The 1,191-nt window shown below is 72.6% G+C and carries 5 protein-coding genes; all 5 read left to right on the top strand.

Annotated features, from left to right (window positions below; genetic code table 11):
- A partial coding sequence (locus BBK14_RS38315) for a hypothetical protein (protein WP_476739395.1) occupies window positions 1-222 on the top strand: 222 nt, incomplete at its 5' end.
- A gap of 2 nt (window positions 223-224) precedes the next feature.
- The gene (locus BBK14_RS41305) at window positions 225-356 is read left to right on the top strand and encodes a hypothetical protein (protein ID WP_275078489.1); all 132 of its coding nucleotides are present in this window, start codon (window positions 225-227) and stop codon (window positions 354-356) included.
- Window positions 353-667: a hypothetical protein gene (locus BBK14_RS15025; protein WP_071063031.1), complete on the top strand. Its 315-nt coding sequence runs from the start codon at window positions 353-355 to the stop codon at window positions 665-667. Before BBK14_RS41305 ends, BBK14_RS15025 begins: the two co-directional genes overlap by 4 nt.
- Window positions 664-945, top strand: a complete 282-nt coding sequence (locus tag BBK14_RS15030) for a hypothetical protein (protein ID WP_071063033.1) — start codon at window positions 664-666, stop codon at window positions 943-945. The genes BBK14_RS15025 and BBK14_RS15030 overlap by 4 nt, the downstream gene beginning before the upstream one ends.
- Complete coding sequence (locus BBK14_RS15035; protein ID WP_071062439.1) at window positions 942-1,139, top strand: hypothetical protein; 198 nt, start codon at window positions 942-944, stop codon at window positions 1,137-1,139. The genes BBK14_RS15030 and BBK14_RS15035 overlap by 4 nt, the downstream gene beginning before the upstream one ends.
- Window positions 1,140-1,191: the final 52 nt, after the last annotated feature.

Below are 1,191 nucleotides of genomic sequence, written 5' to 3' on the forward strand. Positions count from 1 at the left end.
GCGATGCCCGGCCAGGTCCGTGAGGTCGAGGCCGAATCGGTGGCCTGCATCGTCGCCTCGGCAGTCGGCCTGGACACCCTCGGCTACTCGGTCCCCTACGTCGCCGGCTGGGCTGGCGACAGCGAGGCCGTCGAGGCGTCCGCCAAGCGGGTGCTCGCGACCGCCGACACCATCCTCGACCGGCTCGGTATCACCCACCCCACCGCCAGCAAGGAGAACTGACCGTGCTCGGAATGATCCTCTTCGGCCTCCTCGTCAGCGTGGCCCTCGTCGTCCCGGTCCTGGACCTCCCCAGCACCGTCAGCCACCGCGACCAGCAGGACATCCGGCGGCGCCAGCGGGGAGACGGGTCGTGAGCGGCCCCGGCAACCTCAGCCGCCGTGGCGCCCTCAGCGCCGCGCTGCTCGGGCTGCCCTTCGCCGGCAACCTCGCCGAGGGCGTCCAGGACCCGGGCAGCGACTCCAACGCCGACGACGCGGGCCCGAGCTTCAGCCTCGAAGCGCTGCGCGACGACGGGTCCACCGTCGCGGCCACCTCGCCCGTCCCCCTCGACGACGTCCAGGACGCCCTCACCAGCGCCGGGTTCCGCGTCCGCGTCTGCACCGCGCCGAAGCTGCGCGGCGCGGGCGCCGCCTCCGCGCAGCACCTCTGGAAGGATCGAGCATGAGCGATAGTCGCTTCTACGTCGAGCGGCCCGACAGCGACGGCAACGGTTTCATCAGCCCGATCGCCGTCATCGAGGCCGCCGTCGACCCGGACTACCCGGGACGCAGCATCACCCGCATGATCCCCCAGGGCCCGCCCGAGGTGGTCGCACGCACGCCGGGCTTCATGGCCTGGCCCCGCCAGTTCGTGGAGGTCGACGGCCCCGCACGGCTGCTGACAGACGACGAGCGCGACACCCTGCTCGCCGCGGCCGACACGACGGGTCGGGACCGCCCGTGACCCTCACCGAGGCCCGCGAGCTCGTCGGCACCGACCGGCTCTGGCTCGCCCCCGTCACCGGCAAGCTCCTCGTCGGCGTCAGGATCACCGACGCCCGCGTCAGCTACGGCCGCACCCAGGTCCAGATCCAGCCCCTGTCGGGGCGTGGGTACCGCTGGGTCGACCCCGATTTCACCCAGGAGATCGAGGACTGATGAGTGCGCGCTACGAGCACATCCCGGCCCCGTTCACCCCGGTCGCTCTCGT

Origin of the sequence: Parafrankia soli, assembly GCF_001854695.1 — a bacterium.
Taxonomy (GTDB): domain Bacteria; phylum Actinomycetota; class Actinomycetes; order Frankiales; family Frankiaceae; genus Parafrankia; species Parafrankia soli.